This window comes from Stenotrophomonas sp. GL_101, from assembly GCF_057835675.1.
Genome location: NZ_CM174432.1, coordinates 4,212,966 through 4,232,901 on the forward strand (window position 1 = coordinate 4,212,966; position 19,936 = coordinate 4,232,901).

The 19,936-nt window shown below is 67.2% G+C and carries 15 protein-coding genes; 8 read left to right on the forward strand and 7 right to left on the reverse strand.

What is annotated here, in order from left to right; translation table 11 throughout:
- Nucleotides 1-72 precede the first annotated feature (72 nt).
- Genes AC3IR9_RS18540 through AC3IR9_RS18550 form a run of 3 tightly spaced genes read left to right on the forward strand, consistent with a single transcriptional unit; the run spans nt 73 to nt 7,399 of the window.
- Nucleotides 73-1,239, forward strand: a complete 1,167-nt coding sequence (locus AC3IR9_RS18540; protein ID WP_489292581.1) for an MdtA/MuxA family multidrug efflux RND transporter periplasmic adaptor subunit — start codon at nt 73-75, stop codon at nt 1,237-1,239.
- Nucleotides 1,236-4,343 (forward strand): MdtB/MuxB family multidrug efflux RND transporter permease subunit, encoded by a 3,108-nt coding sequence (locus AC3IR9_RS18545; protein ID WP_489292582.1) that lies wholly within the window; start codon nt 1,236-1,238, stop codon nt 4,341-4,343. Before AC3IR9_RS18540 ends, AC3IR9_RS18545 begins: the two co-directional genes overlap by 4 nt.
- Complete coding sequence (locus tag AC3IR9_RS18550; protein ID WP_489292583.1) at nt 4,340-7,399, forward strand: efflux RND transporter permease subunit; 3,060 nt, start codon at nt 4,340-4,342, stop codon at nt 7,397-7,399. The genes AC3IR9_RS18545 and AC3IR9_RS18550 overlap by 4 nt, the downstream gene beginning before the upstream one ends.
- Nucleotides 7,400-7,743: 344 nt before the next feature.
- Here AC3IR9_RS18550 and AC3IR9_RS18555 read toward each other — a convergent pair whose 3' ends face one another.
- The 4 genes from AC3IR9_RS18555 to AC3IR9_RS18570 form a co-directional block, all read right to left on the reverse strand.
- A complete protein-coding gene (locus tag AC3IR9_RS18555) occupies nt 7,744-8,817 on the reverse strand; it encodes a 3-deoxy-7-phosphoheptulonate synthase (protein WP_489292585.1) in 1,074 nt (357 codons plus the stop codon).
- A 266-nt stretch (nt 8,818-9,083) separates the two neighbouring features.
- Nucleotides 9,084-9,431 (reverse strand): DUF6616 family protein, encoded by a 348-nt coding sequence (locus AC3IR9_RS18560; RefSeq protein ID WP_489292587.1) that lies wholly within the window; start codon nt 9,429-9,431, stop codon nt 9,084-9,086.
- Nucleotides 9,432-9,444: 13 nt separating this feature from the next.
- The gene (locus tag AC3IR9_RS18565; protein ID WP_489292589.1) at nt 9,445-10,185 is read right to left on the reverse strand and encodes a DNA alkylation repair protein; all 741 of its coding nucleotides are present in this window, start codon (nt 10,183-10,185) and stop codon (nt 9,445-9,447) included.
- Nucleotides 10,182-10,676 carry a MarR family winged helix-turn-helix transcriptional regulator gene (locus AC3IR9_RS18570; protein WP_489292590.1) on the reverse strand — a complete coding sequence of 165 codons (495 nt, stop codon included), beginning with the start codon at nt 10,674-10,676 and terminating at the stop codon, nt 10,182-10,184. The genes AC3IR9_RS18565 and AC3IR9_RS18570 overlap by 4 nt, the downstream gene beginning before the upstream one ends.
- Nucleotides 10,677-10,907: 231 nt before the next feature.
- Here AC3IR9_RS18570 and AC3IR9_RS18575 point away from each other — a divergent pair, with 231 nt between their 5' ends.
- On the forward strand, nt 10,908-11,144 hold the full coding sequence (locus AC3IR9_RS18575; protein WP_489292591.1) for a LysR substrate-binding domain-containing protein: 237 nt from the start codon (nt 10,908-10,910) through the stop codon (nt 11,142-11,144).
- Here the strand turns inward: AC3IR9_RS18575 and AC3IR9_RS18580 are convergent.
- The 3 genes from AC3IR9_RS18580 to AC3IR9_RS18590 all read right to left on the reverse strand — a co-directional run bounded on the left by AC3IR9_RS18580 (nt 11,117) and on the right by AC3IR9_RS18590 (nt 13,995).
- The gene (locus AC3IR9_RS18580; RefSeq protein WP_489292592.1) at nt 11,117-11,725 is read right to left on the reverse strand and encodes a DUF6445 family protein; all 609 of its coding nucleotides are present in this window, start codon (nt 11,723-11,725) and stop codon (nt 11,117-11,119) included. The two genes, AC3IR9_RS18575 and AC3IR9_RS18580, sit on opposite strands and share 28 nt — an antisense overlap.
- Before the next feature lie 244 nt (nt 11,726-11,969).
- Entirely contained in the window at nt 11,970-13,619 is a 1,650-nt protein-coding gene (gene groL, locus AC3IR9_RS18585) for a chaperonin GroEL (protein WP_489292594.1), read from the reverse strand.
- 88 nt (nt 13,620-13,707) lie between these two features.
- A complete protein-coding gene (locus tag AC3IR9_RS18590; RefSeq protein ID WP_489292595.1) occupies nt 13,708-13,995 on the reverse strand; it encodes a co-chaperone GroES in 288 nt (95 codons plus the stop codon).
- A gap of 805 nt (nt 13,996-14,800) precedes the next feature.
- On the opposite strand from AC3IR9_RS18590, the gene AC3IR9_RS18595 reads away from it, so the two are divergent.
- From AC3IR9_RS18595 to AC3IR9_RS18610, 4 genes are all read left to right on the forward strand, one after another.
- The gene (locus tag AC3IR9_RS18595; protein ID WP_489292597.1) at nt 14,801-16,588 is read left to right on the forward strand and encodes an endonuclease; all 1,788 of its coding nucleotides are present in this window, start codon (nt 14,801-14,803) and stop codon (nt 16,586-16,588) included.
- Between the two features lie 70 nt (nt 16,589-16,658).
- Nucleotides 16,659-16,997, forward strand: coding sequence for a divalent-cation tolerance protein CutA (gene cutA, locus AC3IR9_RS18600; protein ID WP_489292598.1), 339 nt, complete (start codon nt 16,659-16,661; stop codon nt 16,995-16,997).
- The gene (locus tag AC3IR9_RS18605) at nt 16,997-19,378 is read left to right on the forward strand and encodes a protein-disulfide reductase DsbD family protein (protein WP_489292600.1); all 2,382 of its coding nucleotides are present in this window, start codon (nt 16,997-16,999) and stop codon (nt 19,376-19,378) included. The genes cutA and AC3IR9_RS18605 overlap by 1 nt, the downstream gene beginning before the upstream one ends.
- On the forward strand, nt 19,378-19,935 hold the full coding sequence (locus tag AC3IR9_RS18610) for a TlpA family protein disulfide reductase (protein ID WP_489292602.1): 558 nt from the start codon (nt 19,378-19,380) through the stop codon (nt 19,933-19,935). The genes AC3IR9_RS18605 and AC3IR9_RS18610 overlap by 1 nt, the downstream gene beginning before the upstream one ends.
- Nucleotide 19,936 lies beyond the last annotated feature (1 nt).

Genomic DNA, 19,936 nt, shown 5'->3' on the forward strand with positions numbered 1-19,936 from the left:
TCGCCTTGCCTGCCCCCACGGGCCGGTTACTCATGGACGCGCCGGCCGTTGGGCAGGTGCGCAGGATGCCCCATGTCTGCCCCGCTGCCCCCGCCGTCGCGTACCCGCCGTCTGTTCAAACCGTTGCTGATCGTGGCCGTGCTGGCCGCTGCCGTCACCGCCTGGCGGCTGTTGTCGCCGGCGCCGGCCGCCGAGCTGGCATCGGCCAGTACGGCCACGCCCGTGCGCGTGGCCGCGGTCGTGCGCGAAGACCTGGTGGTGAGGCTCAAGGCACTCGGCACGGTGACCCCGCTGCATACGGTAAGCCTGCGCAGCCGCGTGGACGGCGAACTGCTGCGGCTGGCATTCCGCGAGGGCGAACACGTCAGTGCCGGCGACCTGATCGCCGAGATCGATCCGCGCGCCTACCAGGTGCAGCTGGCACGCGCGCTGGGCACCCAGCAGCAGAACCTGGCCGAACTGGACAACGCGCGGACCCAGCTCAAGCGCTACAGCGAACTGCAGGCCAAGCACTTCGTGTCGGCGCAGGACCTCAGTGACCAGCAGAGCAAGGTGCGCCAGCTGCAGGGCCGTCGCCAGACCGACCAGGCCGCTGTCGACGAAGCACGCCTGCAGCTGCAGTACACCCGCATCACCGCACCGGTGGCCGGGCGCATGGGCCTGCGCAACGTGGACGTGGGCAACCTGGTGCGCAGCAGCGATACCGACCCGCTGGCCACCATCACCCAGACCACGCCGATCAGCGTGCTGTTCACCGTGCCCGAGCCGGACCTGCCCGCAGTGGTCGGCGCCGCACGCGTCAACCCGCAGCTGACCGTGGAAGCCTGGGACCGCGAAGAACGCCAGCCGCTGGGCACCGGCGCGCTGTCGAGCCTGGACAACCGCATCGATACCGCCACCGGCACGCTGAAGTTGCGCGCGCAGTTCGCCAATGCCGATGAAGCGCTGTTTCCCAACCAGTTCGTCAACATCCGCCTGCAGGTGGGCAGCAGCGATGCGCTGGTGATCCCCAATGCGGCGGTGCAGTTCGGCAGCAAGGGCACCTACGTGTACGTGATCGCCGCGGACAACACCTCGCACCTGCGCACGGTGGTGCTGGGCCCGGCCGATGGCGAGCGCATTTCGGTGCGCGACGGCCTCAAGGCCGGCGAGCGGGTGGTGGTGGAAGGCATCGACGGTCTGCGCGAAGGCGCCAAGGTGGAGGTGGTGACCCAGGCGCTGCCGCAGACCGGCGCATGAACCTCTCGCGCCCCTTCATCGAGCGCCCGGTCGCCACCACGCTGCTGATGGTGGCGTTGCTGCTGTCGGGGATCATGGCGTACCGGCTGCTGCCGGTGGCCGCGCTGCCGCAGGTGGATTACCCGATCATCCAGGTCACCACGCTGTATCCCGGGGCCAGCCCGGGGGTGACCACCAGTGCGCTGACCGCGCCGCTGGAGCGCCAGCTCGGGCAGATTCCCGGGCTCAAGCAGATGTCCTCGACCAGCTCGGGCGGGGCGTCGGTGATCACCCTGCAGTTCACCCTGGAGGTGGCGCTGGGCGTGGCCGAGCAGGAAGTGCAGGCGGCCATCAATGCCGCCGACAGCTTCCTGCCCGACGACCTGCCAGTGCCGCCGGTGTACCGCAAGGTCAATCCCGCCGATACCCCGATCCTGACCCTGGCGGTGACCTCGCAGGGGCTGTCGCTGCCGCAGGTGCACGATCTGGTGGATACGCGCATGGCGCAGCGCCTGTCGCAGTTGCCCGGGGTGGGCCTGGTCAGCCTGGCCGGCGGCCAGCGTCCGGCCGTGCGCATCCAGGTGAACCCGTCCGCGCTGGCCGCCAACGGGCTGAGCATGGCGCATATCCGCACCGCGATCGGCACGGCCAACGTCAACCTGCCCAAGGGCAGTTTCGATGGCCCGACCCGCGCGATCATGCTCGATGCCAACGACCAGATGCGCTCGGTGGCCGAGTACCGCGCGTTGATCCTGACCTGGAAGGACGGCGCGCCGCTGCGGCTGGGCGATGTGGCGACCATCGAGGACGGCGCCGAGAACCGCCAGCTGGCGGCATGGTCGGGCACCACCCCGGCGGTGCTGATCAACATCCAGCGCCAGCCCGGTGCCAACGTCATCGAGGTAGTGGACAAGGTGCGTGCGCTGCTGCCGCAGCTGCAGGCCTCGCTGCCCAAGGGCGTGGACGTGGCGGTGCTGAGCGACCGCACCGAATCGATCCGTGCCTCCATCCGCGGCGTGCAGCACGAGTTGCTGATCGCCATCGCGCTGGTGGTGATGGTCACCTTCGTGTTCCTGCGCAACCTCCCGGCCACGATCATTCCGTCCATCGCGGTGCCGCTGTCGCTGGTGGGTACGTTCGGGGTGATGCTGCTGGCCGGCTTCTCGCTCAACAACCTGACCCTGATGGCGCTGACCATTGCGACCGGCTTCGTGGTGGACGATGCGATCGTGATGCTGGAGAACATCGCCCGGCATATCGAACGCGGTGCCACGCCGATGCAGGCCGCGCTGAAGGGCGCGCGCCAGATCGGCTTCACCTTGATTTCGCTGACCCTGTCGTTGATCGCCGTACTGATCCCGCTGCTGTTCATGGCCGACGTGGTGGGCAAGCTGTTCCACGAGTTTGCGATCACCCTGGCGGTGGCGATCGGCCTGTCGCTGCTGGTCTCGCTCACCCTGACCCCGATGATGTGCGCACGCCTGCTCAAGGCCGGCCACGCCACCGGCCGCGATGCCGACGGCCGGGAATCGGCGCAGCAGGGCGACCGGTTCGACCGCGTGGTGGCGCTGTACGACCGCCAGCTGCGCTGGGTGCTGCAGCGCCAGCCGCTGATGCTGGCCGCCACCGTCGCCACCCTGGTGCTGACCGCCGCGCTGTATGTGTGGGTGCCCAAGGGCTTCTTCCCGGTGCAGGATGCCGGCTTGATCCAGGGCATCAGCGAAGCGCCGCAGGCGATCTCGTTCCAGGCCATGGCGCAGCGCCAGCAGACACTGGCTGCGGCGCTGCTGCAGGATGAGGACGTGGCGAGCCTGTCTTCGTTCATCGGCGTGGACGGCAACAACGCCACGCTCAACAGCGGGCGGTTGCTGATCGAACTGAAGCCGCATGCGCAGCGCAACGCCGATGCGCAGGCGATCATCGCGCGCCTGCAGCAACGCGTCGCGCATGTGCCGGGCATCACGCTGTACCTGCAACCGGTGCAGGAGTTGGGTATCGAAGACCGGATCAGCCGGACCCAGTATCAGTTCACCCTGACCAGCCCGGACAGCGACCAGCTCGCGCAGTGGACACCGACGCTGCTGGCCCATCTGCAACAGTCGCCGGCCCTGGCCGACGTGGCCAGCGACCTGCAGGACCAGGGCCTGCAGGCGCATGTGCTGATCGACCGGGTGGCGGCGGCGCGGCTGGGAATCAGCGTCGATGCGGTGGCCGATGCGCTCTACGATGCGTTCGGCCAGCGCCAGATTTCGACCATCTTCACCCAGGCCAACCAATACCGCGTGGTGCTGGAGGCGCGCCCGGATGCGGCCTTCGGGCCGGACGCAATCGCGCGCCTGCACGTGACCGGGCCGGACGGAAAGCAGGTGCCGCTGGGCGGCATCGCGCGCATCGAACAACGTCCGGCGCACCTGCTGATCAACCATGTGGGGCAGTTCCCGGCGGTGATGTTCTCGTTCAACCTGGCGCAGGGCGCGTCGTTGGGCGAGGCGGTGGCCAGCATCGAAGCAGCGCGCGCGGCGATCGGCCTGCCCGCCAGCGTGGAACTGCGCCTGCAGGGCGCGGCCGATGCGTTCCGTGCCTCGCTGTCGAGCACGTTGTGGCTGGTGCTGGCCGCTGTGGTGGTGATGTACCTGGTGCTGGGCGTGCTGTATGAGAGTTTCATCCACCCCATCACCATCCTCTCCACCCTGCCCTCGGCCACCGTCGGTGCGTTGCTCGCGTTGCTGCTGAGCGGGCGCAGCCTGGACCTGATCGCGGTGATCGGCATCGTGCTGCTGATCGGGCTGGTGAAGAAGAACGCGATCATGATGATCGACTTCGCGCTGGAGGCCGAGCGCGAAACCGGCATGACGCCACGCCAGGCGATCCACCAGGCCGCGCTGCTGCGCTTCCGGCCGATCCTGATGACCACCCTGGCCGCACTGTTCGGTGCGATCCCACTGATGTTCGCCAGCGGTTCCGGCGCGGAGCTGCGCCAGCCGCTGGGCGTGGTGATGGTGGGTGGGCTGATCGTCAGCCAGGTGCTGACCCTGTTCACCACGCCGGTGATCTACCTGTTCTTCGATCGCTTCCGCACGCGCCCGCAGCCGCGCGCCGACGCAGTGGCCGAGGCCCACGCATGAGTCCGTTGTCACGGGCGATCGGCTGGTTCGTGCAGCACCCGGTCGCCACGTTGCTGTTGTCGGTGGCGGTGGTGCTGGCCGGCCTGCTCGGGCTGCGGCTGCTGCCGGTCGCGCCACTGCCGCAGGTGGACTACCCGGCCATCAACGTCAGCGCCAGCCTGCCCGGCGCCAGCCCCGAATCGATGGCGGCCAACGTGGCCACGCCGCTGGAGCGTGCGCTGGGCACCATTCCCGGGTTGAGCCGAATCGATTCGGCCAGTACCCAGGGGTCGACCCAGGTCGAGCTGCAGTTCGAACTCGGCCGGGATGTGGACAGCGCCGCCCGCGACGTGCAGGCGGCGATCAACGCCGCACGCGCGCAGCTGCCCAGCGGCATGCCGGGCATGCCCCAGTACAACAAGGTCAACCCGTCGCAGGCGCCGATCCTGGCGCTGGCGCTGAGTTCGGACAGCCTCTCGCCGGGGCAGATCTTCGATGTGGCCTCCACCGTGATCGCGCAGAAGCTGGCGCAGATTCCCGGCGTTGGCGAAGTGCAGGCCGGTGGCAGTTCGCTGCCGGCGGTGCGCGTGTCGCTCGATCCCAATGCGCTGAACCAGTACCGCGTGGCCCTGGACGAGGTGGCCGCGGCGATCCGCAACGCCAACGCGCTCAAGCCGTTGGGCAACGTGTCCAGCCAGAGCCAGCAGTGGCAGCTGGAATCCAGCCTGCAGCTGCGCAGTGCCGCGGAGTACCGCGCGTTGATCATCGCCATGCGCGAGGGACGCCCGGTGCACCTGCAGGACGTGGCCCGGGTCAGCGAGGGCGTGGAGGATCGCTACGCCAGCGGCTTCCACAACGAGCGCCCGGCGGTGCTGCTGATCGTGAGCCGGCAGCCGGACGCCAACATCATCGAAACCGTCGATGCGATCCATGCGCAGATGGACACCTTGCAGGCGCTGCTGCCGGCCAGCATCGAAATGCAGGTGGTGATGGACCGCTCACCGGTGATCCGCGCCACGCTGCGCGAGGCCGAGCTGACCCTGTTGCTGGCGATCGCGCTGGTGGTGCTGGTGGTGCTGGCCTTCCTCGGCCACTGGCGCGCTGCACTGGTGCCGACGCTGGCCATTCCGGTTTCGCTGCTGGGTGCGTTGGCGATCATCGCGCTGCTCGGGTTCTCGCTCAACACGTTGTCGCTGATGGCGCTGATCGTGGCCGCGGTACTGGTCGTGGACGATGCCATCGTGGTGCTGGAGAACATCGCCCGCCATCGCGAAGAAGGCGCATCGCCGATGGACGCGGCCCTGCGCGGTGCCGGCGAAGTGGGGGCCACGCTGCTGTCGATGAACATCGCGCTGGCCGTGGTGTTCGTCTCGATCCTGTTCCTGGATGATTTCGTCGAACGCCTGTTCCGCGAGTTCTCGCTGACCCTGGTGGCGGCGATGGGCGTGTCGCTGCTGGTCTCGCTGAGCCTCACCCCGATGTTGTGCGCACGTCTGCTCGGGCGCGCGCGGCCGGGCCCGGGCAACGCGCTGCAGCGGGGCGGCAACGCCCTGTTCGAGCGCCTGCGCAGCGGCTACGTACACAGCCTGCAGAAAATGCTGCGCTGGCTGGCCGTGCCGTTGCTGCTGTTTGCCGGCGTGATCGGCCTGAACGTCTGGCTGTTCCAGCAGGTGCCCAAGGGCATCGTGCCCAAGCAGGACACCGCGCAGCTGCGCGGCTTCGCACGCGGCGACGACGGGCTGTCGTTCCAGGTGATGCAGCCCAAGATTGATGCCTACCGCAAACTGCTGCTGGCCGATCCGGCGATCAGCGACATCATCGGCTTCATCGGTGGCCGCAGCGGGGTCAACAACGCCTTCATCATGATCAAGATGAAGCCCCTGGCCGAGCGCAAGGTCTCCAGCCAGCAGGTGATCGACCGCCTGCGCAGCACCATGCCGAAGATTCCCGGCGGCGGGCTGTTCCTGTGGGTGGACCAGGACATCAAGCTGGAGGGCAGCGGCGACAGTGGCCAGTACGAATTCCAGCTGCTGTCCGGCGATCTGGAACCGCTGCGCGAATGGGCGCCCAGGGTCGGCGATGCGTTGCGCAAACTGCCCGAACTGGTGGATGTGGAATCCAAGGGCGACGAAGGCATGCGCCAGGTGGTGCTGCACATCGACCGCGATGCCGCGGCGCGGCTGGGCGTGGACATGCGCATGGTCGCCTCGGTGCTCAACAATGCCTTCAGCCAGCGCCAGGTGGCCACCCTGTACGACACGCTCAACCAGTACCGGGTGGTGATGGAACTGGACCCGCGTTACACGCAGGACCCCACCACGCTCGACCAGATCCATGTGATCGGCAAGGAGGGCCAGCGCCTGCCGCTGTCCTCGATTGCGAGCTGGAAATACGGCATGGCGCCGGACCGGATCTATCACAGCCAGCAGTTCGCCTCGGTCTGGATCGAGTTCGCGCTGGCCCCGGGCGTCACCCTGGACCAGGCGGTGAAAGCGGTGGACCGCGCGATGGCCGGCATCCTGCTGCCCACCCATGTGCAGGCAAAACTGAGCGGCGAGGCCGGCGGGTTCGAGAAACTGCGCGAACGCCAGCTGTGGCTGATCGTTGGCGCGATGCTGGCCGTGTACCTGGTCCTGGGCGTGCTGTATGAAAGCTTCGTGCAGCCGCTGGCGATCCTGTCCACCCTGCCCTCGGCCGGCGTCGGCGCGCTGCTGGCACTGATGACATTCGGCAACGAGTTGAACCTGATCTCGTTGCTGGGCCTGTTCCTGCTGGTGGGGGTGGTGATGAAGAACACCATCCTGATGATCGACTTCGCCTTGTCGGCCGAGCGCGAGCGCGGCTTGTCCCCGCATGACGCGATCTGCGAAGCGGCGCGGCTGCGCTTCCGCCCGATCCTGATGACCAGCGTGGCCGCGCTGCTGGGCACGTTGCCGCTGATGCTGGCCACCGGCGAAGGCTGGGAGATGCGCCAGCCGTTGGGCATTGCGATCGTCGGCGGGCTGCTGGTCAGCCAGTGGCTGACGCTGTACACCACGCCGGCGATCTATCTGGCGCTGGCGCGGTTGCGCAGGTAGCGCCGGGCTCTGTCCGGCGTTCATGATGAATCCATGCGTGAGGTAGAACGCCTTCGCGGTGTCATCGATGGCGTGGCACAACAGGGCGCGCGCGCCGATCTGCCCGCACACCTGCAGCGCGATGCTCCCGAGGCCTGGTTCTGATACGCCCGCTCCACCAGCCACCGGGTCAACGCCGGCGCGCTGCACCGAAAGTCATCCAACCGATGCCCGCTGGCGAGCGCGCACGGCGCCGCCGCTTGCACCCCTCAGTGCTCCCAGGGTGCCGGCGTGCGGCTCACGCCACTGATTGCGACGGCGCGGGTAGGCAGGCGTGCCCAACGCAAGGCAGGACACGCCAGACTTCACGCCGCTTTGCTGACCCGTGCGGCGCGCCGTGCGCGTACCGCTTCGGCCAGGCTTTCCAGCACGGCCACCGAGCTGTCCCAGCCGATGCAGCCATCGGTGATGCTCTGGCCGTAGACCAGTGGCTGGCCCTCGACCAGATCCTGGCGCCCGGCGACCAGGTGGCTTTCCACCATCACCCCGACAATGCGCTCTTCGCCATGCGCCAGCTGCGCGTTGATGTCGGCGATGACCTTGGGCTGGTTTTCCGGGTTCTTGCTGCTGTTGGCGTGGCTGGCATCGATCATGATGCGCGCGGCCAGGTGTGACTTGGCCAGGGTCTGGCTGGTCGCTTCCACGTGGCTGGCGTCGTAGTTGGGGGTCTTGCCGCCGCGCAGGATCACATGGCAATCCGGATTGCCGGCGGTAGCCACGATGGCGGTGCCGCCTTCCTTGGTGACCGAGAGGAAATGGTGCGGATTGGAGGCGGCCCCGATCGCATCGGCGGCGATCTTGATGTTGCCGTCGGTCCCGTTCTTGAAGCCGACCGGGCACGACAGGCCCGAGGCAAGCTCGCGATGTACCTGGCTTTCAGTGGTGCGCGCACCGATCGCGCCCCAGGCGACCAGGTCGGCGATGTACTGCGGCGAGATCACGTCCAGGAATTCCACCCCGGCCGGCAGGCCCAGCTTGTTGATGTCGCGCAGCAGGCCACGCGCCACGCGCAGGCCCTTGTTGATGTTGAAGCTGCCGTCCAGGTCCGGATCGTTGATCAGGCCCTTCCAGCCCACCGTGGTGCGCGGCTTTTCGAAGTACACCCGCATGACGATTTCCAGTTCGCCAGCAAAGGCGTCGCGCAGTGGCTTGAGGCGCTGGGCATAGGCGATGGCCGCCACCGGGTCGTGGATCGAGCACGGGCCGATCACTACCGCCAGGCGGTCATCGCGGCCGTGCAGGATCTCGTGCAGGGCCGCGCGCGAGGCACTGACCGTATCGGAGGCTTCGTCGTCGCAGGGCAGCATGGCCAGCAGCTGGGCCGGGGGGGTCAACGGTTCGATCTTGCGGATACGCAGGTCATCGGTGTGCGGGGGCATTGGGGGAATCTCCTTGGAAGTGGGGTCCCCAGCGCGGCGGCAACAAAAAAGCCGCCAGGTGCGCTGGCGGCTTTCGGGAATGCGTCTGAAGCTTTCTTCAGGGTGAACGCATGCCTTCCTCCGCCGGTGGCTTCGGAAAGTAATACCAAAAGTAGGAATTGGCGGGGCGTGCGTTCATTGGGGAGTATTGATAGCACAGCTTTTGTGCGGCGCAAAATGTTTCATTCGCAACTGGGCCGCAGTAGTCGGCCGCCGCCACCGCTCGCTTACCCCTTTGGCAGCGCGGCCAGTTCGGCCAGATGCTGCTGCAGCCCACCGGTCGCACCGGCGATGTGGGTGGTGGTGAAGTAGCGGTGCCAACCGGTGGCGTCGATCGCGGCCAGCAGCGCGTCGGCGTCGGTACGGTCGCTGCACTGCCACACCGCGTAGAACTGCTCGGCGCTGCTGCGCGGCACGTCCGCGTCGATCGGCCCCATCGCCAATGGCTTGATCCGGGCCGGATCGACGTGCTGCATGCCTGCACCGATGCGGGCGAACAAGGCCGCGCGCGACAGCGCGTCCAGTGCGGTCCACGCGGGGGTGGCGGTATACAGTTCGATCAACATGTACGACATGGTGTTTCCCGGGTCAGAGCGAGCGCAGGGCGCGCTTGCGGATGTAAGTGTTGGCGGGGTGATCGGCGTGCTGCAGCTGCCACGCTTCGCACAGCGCGCGCACCCACTCGGGCTGGCTCTTGCCGGCATCGTTCAACCAGTTGCCCACCGAGTCCTGCACGTAGCGCGACGCATCGCAGCACAGCGCGTCCAGCAACACCTGCGCGTGCTGCGGTTCCTGCTTGAACAAAATGATATGCGCGGCCCATACCCCGCGTGGGCGCAGTGCCTCGCAGGCGAAACGGCGTACGTTCGCCGATGGATCTGCGGTCCACGCCTGCAGGTGTGACAGCACCCGCAGCGGCTCGGCGGCGATATGCGGGCGCACGCCCAGCCAGGCCCATTCGCGCACGCCGAAGTGGGCGTCATCGGCCAGCACGCGCAGGGCATCGAGCTTGTGCTCCAGCGCCAGCGCGGGGTCGCTGCCGATCAGGTAGCAGGCCCAACCACGCACGGTGTCGCTGGCGTGCCGTGACCAATGGCCGTGATCACCGTGGCCGTGGGCGCGCAGCAGCGTTGCCGCGCCCTGCATGCGCAGGGTGATGCCGCGCTTGGCGGCGTTGCGCATCGGCGTGAGCGCCGAGGCCGGCAAGCCCGGGGCGACATGGGCCATCAGCCGGGCAAAATCGACCACCAGTACTTCGGCCAGATGGCTGGCTTCGGCCTCGCCCCGATCCAGCTGGCCGCGTCGTTCGCGGGTGATGGGCTGCTTCATGACACGCGCCCGGCATCGGTGCGCGACCATACACGCTGCAACAGCGTGCCGAGCATCCGCCGCTCGGTGGCGCTGATGTCGGCAAACAGGGTGGCGATCCACTGCGTCTGCTGATCGAACAGGCGCGCCGACAACGTCTGCCCCGCCCGGGTCAGCCGTACCTGGATGCGTCGTTTGTCATCGGGATCGCTGGTGCGGCTCACCAGGTGCTCGCGCTCCAGGCCGTCGAGCAGGCCGGTCACGGTGGCGCGGGTGACCCCGGCGCGCTCGGCCAACTGGTGCGGCGACAACGCGGTATCGGCACCACGCAACAGGAACAGCAGCACGAAACGCCCTTCGCTGAGACCCTGCGGCGCCAGCCGGCTGGCGCAGTCCTGGTCGATCGCACTGGCCAGCGACAGCAGCTGGAAACACAACGCCAACTCACCCGCGTCGGGTTGGCCACGACGCGCCAGCTCGGTCAGGAAGGCCTGGTGTTTGGTTTCCAGCATGCGCGGGGGTTCATGTAATACGGCGGCTAACTATATCCCCTTTCGCCGCACCAGAGAAATGCTTTCACCCGGTCCAGCGCATGCCGCTGACCGCCGCGCGACGCCTCGGATTACCAGCGCACGCTGGCCGGTGCTGGACCCTCATGCGAGGGGAACAATGGCAGCACGTACTCGGCCAGTTCCTGCAGCACCTCGGCAGCCGGCCGCTGTGAAAACTGGATGCCGAGCGCTGTGTACGTGCAGGCCGAGATTGCCAGTGGGCGCCTGGCCGTTGCGCTCGACCAGCCGTGGCCCACGCAGTTTGCGTATTACGCGGTGACCTTGCCGCAGACTGATGGCACACCCGCCATCCAGGCCTTCCTGCAGTGGTTGCAGGAGGAAGCGGATGCGCCGACGAGCACGCTCCGGGGCGCGCTGCCGGCGCCGCTCCTCCCGCAGGATCAGGCGGCTTCGAAGAACATCAGGTAGACCAGTCGCCCGTTCTCCATGCGGTCGCCGAATGCCGGCCCGGCGGTATGCCACAACCACGGCCGCAGCAGCACCAGGCGGTTGAAGCGCATCGGCACGCGCATGATCATTTCCCACTGCGCATCGTCGGCGCTGTCGCGTTCGATGATGTCGTGGTGCATGGCCGCGCGATCGGCATAGCCGTAACGGGCGAGCTCGGCATCATCCAGGGCCAGTCGCTCCGAACCGGTACGGCGATGACGGAAGAACTCGGTGCCGCCCTGGCAGTGCTCGGGCGCGCTGAGATAGAGAATGCCCGACCAGTGCGAGCGATCCACGTGCACCTTGGCGCGGGCGATATCGTTGGCCAGGGTGATGCGGAACTTGCCGTGCGACTGCAGCGGCGATACGGCGCGCAGCGGTTCGTTGACCAGGCGCGACGCCACCTGGGCCAGCCCGTCGATCTCCAGCCGTTCGACCGAATTGCGGCCGGGGAAAGCACCGTCCTGTTCGGGGTAGGTCAGCTGCAATGCCGCGTCGCGCAGGCCATGCGCATCGACGGGAGCGAGGAAGTCGTCGACGACGATCATGGAAGTAGGCATACCCGCGAGCCTAGCGGCGCATGCCGACGACGGCAAGCTGCGGGCGGCTGCGACGGCGGAACTGCACAAGGGCGCGCTGGGCCACGTGATTGTATTTTGCCAAGGGCCTGCGGGCCGCCAGGGAGGGGGGCAACAAAAAACCCCGCCTCTCGGCGGGGTTTTCTTCATACGTTGGCGAGCAGGTACCGACCCATGGTCGGTACCTGCCGTTCCAATGCGTGCCGGCCGGAGGCCGGCAGCGGCATCAGAAGTCCATGCCGCCCATGCCACCCATACCGCCCATGCCGCCGCCCGCTGCGCCAGCGCCGTCGTCCTTCTTCGGCGCGTCGGCCACCATGGCTTCGGTGGTGATCATCAGGCCGGCGATCGAGGCGGCATTCTGCAGCGCCGAACGGGTCACCTTGGTCGGGTCCAGGATGCCGAATTCCAGCATGTCGCCGAATTCGCCGTTGGCCGCGTTGTAGCCGAAGCTGCCGGTTCCTTCCTTGACGCGGTTGACGATGACCGACGGCTCTTCGCCGGCGTTGGCGACGATTTCGCGCAGCGGGGCTTCCATCGCGCGCAGGGCGATCTGGATGCCGTGGTTCTGGTCTTCGTTGGCGCCCTTCAGGCCGGCCAGCGCGGTGACCGCACGGACCAGTGCAACGCCGCCGCCCGGGACCACGCCTTCTTCAACGGCTGCACGGGTAGCGTGCAGGGCGTCGTCGACGCGATCCTTCTTTTCCTTCATTTCGATTTCGGTCGACGCGCCGACCTTGATCACGGCAACACCGCCGGCCAGCTTGGCCACGCGTTCCTGCAGCTTTTCACGGTCGTAATCGGACGAGGTGTCTTCGATCTGGGTCTTGATCTGGGTCACGCGCGATTCGATGTTGGCCTTCTCGCCAGCGCCATCGATGATCGTGGTGTTTTCCTTGGAGACCTGCACCTTCTTGGCGCGGCCCAGGTCCTTGATCGTGGCCTTTTCAAGCGACAGACCAATTTCCTCGGAGATCACGGTGCCGCCGGTCAGCACGGCCATGTCTTCCAGCATCGCCTTGCGACGGTCGCCGAAGCCCGGTGCCTTGACGGCCACGACCTTGACGATGCCACGGATGGTGTTGACCACCAGGGTAGCCAGCGCTTCGCCTTCGATATCTTCAGCGATGATCAGCAGCGGCTTGCCGGACTTGGCGACGCCTTCCAGCACGGGCAGCAGGTCGCGCACGTTGGAGATCTTCTTGTCGTGCAGCAGCACGTACGGATCGTCCAGGTCAGCGGTCTGCGACTGCTGGTTGTTGATGAAGTACGGGGACAGGTAGCCACGGTCGAACTGCATGCCTTCGACGACGTCCAGCTCGTTTTCCAGGCCGGAGCCTTCTTCAACGGTGATGACGCCTTCCTTGGTCACGCGGCGCATCGCTTCGGCGATGATGTTGCCGATCGATTCGTCGGAGTTGGCCGAGATCGTGCCGACCTGGGCAATCGCCTTGTCGTCGGTGGTCGGCTTGGAGATGTTCTTCAGCTCGGCGACGGCGGCCTTGACGGCCTGGTCGATACCGCGCTTGAGGTCCATCGGGTTCATGCCGGCAGCAACCGCCTTGGCGCCTTCGCGGATCAGGGCCTGGGCCAGCACGGTGGCGGTGGTGGTGCCGTCGCCTGCGTCATCATTGGTACGCGAGGCAACTTCCTTCACCATCTGCGCGCCCATGTTCTCGAACTTGTCAGCCAGTTCGATTTCCTTGGCAACGGACACGCCATCCTTGGTGATGGTCGGTGCGCCGAAGCTCTTTTCGAGCACGACGTTGCGGCCCTTCGGGCCCAGGGTTGCCTTGACGGCATTGGCGAGAATATTGACGCCGCGCACCATGCGCGAACGGGCGTCTTCACCGAAACGAATATCTTTGGCAGCCATTGCGATTACCTTTTTATGTAGCGCCGGGCCATGCCCGGCGGCTTGAATGTGGGAAGCAGAAGCACCGGGACGCGCCCGGCGGTATCACTCAGCCAACGATGGCGAGGACGTCGTCTTCGCGCAGGACCTTGTACTCGATGCCTTCAGCCTTGTAGCTGCTGCCGGCGTACTGGCCGTAGATGACCTTGTCACCGACCTTCAGCGACGGCGCGCGGACGCTGCCGTTGTCCAGGGGCTTGCCCGGGCCGACGGCGACGACTTCACCCTTGGTGGACTTTTCCTTGGCGGAATCCGGAATCACGATGCCACCGGACGAGATTTCGTCGGCTTCGATCGGCTTGACTACGACGCGGTCATGAAGCGGCTTGATGCTCATGTGAGACCCTTTTAAGTTATTGATTGGTCAGGAAAAGTCTGGCGATGTTAGCACTCGCACAAGGCGACTGCCAGCCACGCTCACGAAAAAACCCGGCAGTGCGGGTACAGAGCAGAGATGAGGCTGGGCAGGTCCCTTTCAAGGGGCGAGGGGAAATTTTTCTGGCCTGCGGCCTGCCGAAGGGCAAAGGCCAAAGCCAAAGCCGGAGCCAGGTCCAGGTGCAAGGCAACGGCTAGTACGCCGCGAGGGCTGGGTAAACCGGGCTGGGCTGGTGTGGGTAGGGTTACGGGACACGCTGCAAGTACGTCCTTGTAAGCTCCGTCGCCGCATCCATGCGGCTCAGGGTCCCGCAACCCTACCCACACCAGCCCCGACAGTTCCAAGGTCCTCATAGCAGAGCAAAGCGCGGCAAAGCCAAACCAAACCAAACCAAACCAAACCAAACCTACAGTCGCAGCTACTCATGGCCTGGCCGGTGACGTTGCATCTGCTCTTGCCAAGGCCACCAGCCAACTGTCTGGGGTGGGGGTGTGAGGGTTCACGGGACCCTCCACCGCATGGATGCGGTGGCGGGTCCCGTGAACCCTCACACCCCCGCCCAGCTTGGCGGAGCAGCCATGCAGGGCTGTGGACGTGGCTGTGGACGTGGACGTGGACGTGGCTCTTCAGCTTCTAAAAAAAAGACAACCCCCACCAATTCCTTGACGCACGTCCCATTGCGGAAGGCCAAATCCGACATATCGATAGATGTGTCATCTGGATTGATTAGATTCGGCCGGCAATACCCAATCACAAGGAGACGTAGATGAGGTTGCTCACACCGCTGTCCCTGGGGTGCCTGCTGGCATTGGCTGCCAGCCCTGCCCAGGCCGATGTATTCATCAATGAACTGCATTACGACGACAGCACGCCGGCCGGCGACGTCGGCGAAGCCATCGAAGTGGTGGCCACCGGTGGCGAGGACCTCAGCAGCTACCGGCTCTACCTTTACAACGGCAGCACCCCGTCGGCAGCCACCGTCTACGCCAACAACCCGGTCCCGGCCGGCGCGGCCGCCGGGTGCGGCAAAGCCACCCTCGCCACCGTCACCTACCCCACCAACGGCCTGCAGAACGGCTCCAACGACGGCATCGCCCTGGTCGACGCCAGCGGCAAGGTGGTCCAGTTCATCAGCTACGAAGGCACCATCACCGCCAGCGGCGGCCCCGCCGCCGGCCTGACCAGCCAGAACATCCCGGTCAGCGAGAGCAACAGCACCGCCCCGGGCACCTCCCTGCAGCTCACCGGCAGCGGCAGCCAGTACGCCCACTTCAGCTGGGCCGCCTCCGCCGCCCAGACCTTCGGCGCGTGCAACAACGGCCAGACCTTCAGCGGCGGTGGCGGCACCGGCCCCAACACCCCGCCGTCGGTCAGCGCCACCACCCCCGAGCAGGGCGCCAGCACGTTCCCGGCCGCCGCCGACCTGACCGTCAACTTCAGCGAAACGGTCACCCTGGCCAGCGGCGCGTTCGTGCTCAGCTGCGGCCAGTCCGGCAGCGTGCCGCTGACCCACGCCAGCAGCGGCAGCCGCTTCACCCTGGCCACCAACACCGCCCTGGTGGCCGGCGAGGCCTGCCGTTTCGACGTCCGTGCCACGCGCGTCAGCGATGCCCAGGGCGCCCACCCGGCGGCCGATACCCGCATCGCCTTCACCGTGGCCACCACCAGCAACCCGGACCCGGGCAATCCGGGCAACCCCGGCGAGTACTACTCGCGGGTCAATACCACCAACCCCAGCCAGCTGCGCTGCTCGCTGCATGAAACCATCAAGGGCCACACCGCCTACCCGTACAGCGGCTCGGGCACCAGCACCTGGACCATCCTGGAGATCGCCGACGAGGACCCCAACAACAGCGGCAAGATCCTCGATGCCTACCGCAACCGCAGCTACACCAAAGTCAGCAGTCGTGCGGGCACCGGCAGCGGCCTGACCTACAACCGCGAGCACACCTGGCCCAACTCGCTGGGCTTTGCCAGCACCACCGGCGACAAGGGCCTGCCGTATGCGCCGTACACCGATACGCACATGCTGTACCTGACCGACGCCCAGTGGAATGCCGACCGCGGCAACAAGCCATTTGCCAAATGCGACAGCAACTGCGGCGAGCGCGCCACCGAATCCAACAATGGCTTTGGCGGTGGCAGCGGGGCCTATCCGGGCAATTCCAACTGGGTGCGGACGCCGGACGGCAATGGCGGCACCTTCGAGGTCTGGGGCCACCGCAAGGGCGACATGGCGCGGGCCGTGATGTACATGGCGATCCGCTATGAAGGGGGCAAAGACGCCAAGACCGGCCAGTCCGAACCCGACCTGGAGCTGACCGATGACCGGGCCAAAATCGTCAAAACGTCCTCCTCGCCGGCCTACATGGGCCTGCTTTCGACGCTGATCGACTGGCACCTGTCCGACCCGCCGGACGCCGCCGAACGCGCCCGCAATGAAGTGATCTACAGCTTCCAGGGCAACCGCAACCCGTTCATCGACCACCCCGAATGGGCCACCCCCGGCCTGTTCACCTCGGCCAAGCCGAGCAGCTGCCAACTGGCCAACTGAGCCCCGCCGGCCGGCGCCCCTGTGGCGCCGGCCGGACCAATCCGGTTCCACGGTCCTATACTCGGCGGTCATGTCGACCGCCGATCCCGTCTTCATCCTGTTCACCACCTGCCCCGATGCGGCGATCGCCACGCGGCTGGCGCATGCGCTGGTGGACGAACGGCTGGCGGCCTGCGTGACCCGCCTGGACGGGGCGCATTCCATTTACCGCTGGCAGGGCGAGATCAACGAGGACCACGAGGTCCAGCTGCTGATCAAGACCACCGGCAGCCGCCTGGACGCGGCCATCGCGCGCGTGCACGCGCTGCATCCGTATGAACTCCCGGAGTGCATCGCGGTCGAAACCCGCGCCGGCCTGCCGGCGTACCTGGACTGGATTCGGGCACAGACCCGTGAGGAAAGTGATTGATGACGCTGTTTCGTCGTATTGCCGCGCTGTGCGCGTTGTTCGTGGTATCCCTGCCGGCGTTGGCCGTCAGCGAGAAAGACCTGCTGCCGGTGGACGAAGCGTTCGGCCTGAGCGCCCAGGCGCGTGACCGCGACCGCATCGAGATCCGCTGGAAGATCGCGCCGGGTTATTACCTGTATCGGCATCGCACCACGGTCAAGGCCGACGACGGTTTTGCCGCCGAAGCGCTGCAGATGCCGGCGGGCAAAAAACACCACGACGACTTCTTCGGCGAAGTAGAGACCTACCGCGAACGCCTGGCGGCCGTACTGCCGGGCAAGGCCGGTGCGGCGACCGATACGGTGACGCTGGAAGTGCGCTACCAGGGCTGTGCAGATGCAGGCGTGTGCTATCCACCACAGAAGCGCAGCATCACGGTCAAACTGCCGGCGGCGACCGCCACGGCCACACCCCCGTTGGCTGCGGCAGCGCCTGCTGCTGCCACCACCGCCTCACCCTTCAACAATCCGTTGGCCGGCAACACCGGCGGTGGCCTGCGCCTGCCGGGCAACGGCAACACCCAGGCGCTGCCGTTGCCTTCCGAGCGCGCGTTCGGCTTCGATGCGATCGTCGATGACGGCAACACCGTGCTGCTGCGTTTCAGCCCGGCACCGGGCTACTACCTGTATCGCGACCGCACCTCACTGAAGCTGGAAGGTGCCAGCGGCATCCACGCCGACAAGCTGCAGTGGCCGGCAGCCAAATCGCATCGCGACGAGCACTTCGGCGATGTGGCGGTGTACTTCGACCAGGTCGATGTGAAGCTGCCATTGCGTCGCAGCCGTGCCGAGGCCGACGATGCCACCCTGGTGATCACCTTCCAGGGCTGCCAGACCGACGGCATCTGCTACCCGCCGATGACCCGCCGGGTGACGCTGGCGTTGCCGGCCGGCAAGGTCAATGCCAGTGCCGATGAAGCCGTGGCCAAGAGCGAGGTGATCGCACCGCTGCCCAACCGCGACGAGCGCGCCCAGGTGCGTGAGCGCGACAACGCCGGCATCGCCGCCCAGCCGATGCTGATCCGCCCGAACGTGCCGGATGCCAACGCCACCGGCGGGGCCAGCAGCAGCCCGGATGCCAGCGCTGAAAACGCAAGGCGCACGCCGCCGCCCGCCGCGACCGCCCCGGCGGCGGGCAACCTGCTGATGCTGCTGCTGTTCGCAGTGGCCGGTGGCCTGATCCTCAACCTGATGCCGTGCGTGCTGCCGATCCTGTCGCTGAAGGTGCTGGGCGTTGCGCAGAGTGGTGAAAGCCGCCAGCGCGCGCGCAGCCATGCCCTCTGGTACACCGCCGGCGTGCTGGTGGCCTTCGCGGTGATCGGCGCGCTGGTGCTGGCGTTGCGTGCGGCCGGCCAGGCCGCGGGCTGGGGCTTCCAGCTGCAGCACCCGTGGTTCATCGCTGCGCTGGTGTACCTGATGTTCGCGGTGGGCCTGAGCCTGTCCGGCGTGTTCACGCTGGGCGGCAGCTTCGGTGGTGTGGGCCAGTCGCTGGCCGCCCGCAGTGGCCCGGTCGGCGATTTCTTCACTGGCGTGCTGGCCTGCGTGGTCGCCAGCCCGTGCGTGGCACCGTTCATGGGCCCGGCCTTGGCGTACGCCTTCGCCGCCCCGGGGCCGCTGGCGATGCTGGTATTCCTGGCACTGGGCCTGGGCCTGGCGCTGCCGTTCCTGTTGATCGGCTTCATCCCGTCGCTGGCCAGGCGCCTGCCGCGCCCCGGGGCCTGGATGGAAACGCTCAAGCACGTGCTGGCGTTCCCGATGTATGCCACCGCCATCTGGCTGCTGTGGGTGCTGGGCAAGCAGCGCGGCGTGGATGCGATGACCCTGGTGCTGGGCGGGCTGGTGCTGCTGGCCCTGGCGCTGTGGTGGTTCGAGCGCAGCCGCTGGCGCAGCCAGCGCGTGGGCGAGCTGCTGGCCGTCGTGCTGCTGCTGGCCGCGCTGGTGCCGGTGTGGGGCGTCACCCGGATGGTGCCGCCGGCCAAGGCCGCGGCCGCCGCGGCGGACAACGTGGTGGTGTATTCGCCGCAGATGCTCGACCGGCTGCGCCAGGACAACCGCGTGGTGTTCGTCAACATGACCGCCGACTGGTGTGTCACCTGCAAGGCCAATGAGCGCACGGTGCTCAGTTCCACTGCCTTCCAGAACACCCTGCGGCGGACCAACGCGGTGTACATGCGCGGCGATTACACCAATGTGGACCCGGAAATCACCGCCTTCCTCGATGAGCACAAGGCCGTGGGCGTGCCGCTGTACGTGGTGTATGGCCCCGGCGCGCCGCCGACCGTGCTGCCGACCGTGCTGACCCAGGCGATCGCCGAAGAAGCGCTGCTGCGCACCGCGCGATGATGCCGTGGCCACCCCGCCAGACGGTGGTGGTGGCCGTGATCGCGGCGGTGCTGGGCATCGCCGCCGGCGCGTGGTTCTTCAACCGTTCCCTACCCGGCGGCACCGCCGTGCCACCGCTGCGGGTGGCGGTGGCCGGCGCGGGCATCGGCGATGCGATGCCGGCGATCACCCTGCCCGACCCTGACGGCCGCGCGGTGGATCTCTCCCGCTTCCGTGGCCGCCCGCTGCTGATCAACGTATGGGCCAGCTGGTGCGCACCCTGCGTGGAGGAAATGCCGGCACTGGCCGCCTTCGCCGCCGCGCAGCCCGCCGATGGCGTGCAGGTTGTTGGACTGGCGCTGGACACGCCCGACGGCGTGCGCGATTTCCTGGCGAAGGTACCGGTGGATTACCCGATCGTGCTGGACACGCCCGGCCCGGCCGATGCCAGCGTGCGGCTGGGCAACGCCCAGGGCCTGCTGCCCTACACGGTGCTGGTGGATGCACGGGGCCGCATCGTGAAACAGAAACTGGGGCCATTCCAACCGGACGACATTCCCGCCTGGGTGGCGCACTGAC